We start from the raw sequence: 210 nt of genomic DNA, 5'->3' as shown, positions 1-210 counted from the left end.
GCAGGTTGAACATCACCGAGTGCGCGCTCATGACCCAGCTTCCCCGGCACGGGCCTGCAAGGCCTGACGGACCTGCTCACGATCCGAAAAGGGCGTGCGCACGCCCGCGGTGTCCTGGTACTCCTCATGTCCTTTGCCGGCCACCAGCACCACATCACCGGGCGCGGCGCGGTCCAGCGCCTGCGCGATGGCCAAGCCCCGGTCCAGTTC

At 68.6% G+C, this 210-nt stretch carries 1 pseudogene; it reads right to left on the bottom strand.

From position 1 onward, the window contains the following. Nucleotides 1-27: 27 nt before the first annotated feature. Nucleotides 28-210 (bottom strand): annotated as a pseudogene (locus tag RRF55_RS29370) (hypothetical protein); the annotation flags it as partial.

It is taken from the genome of Klebsiella sp. K47 (genome assembly GCF_051858335.1).
GTDB classification, from domain to species: domain Bacteria; phylum Pseudomonadota; class Gammaproteobacteria; order Enterobacterales; family Enterobacteriaceae; genus Klebsiella; species Klebsiella pneumoniae.
Note: the sequence above shows the minus strand (reverse complement) of the source record. Positions and strands in the feature narration are given on the sequence as shown.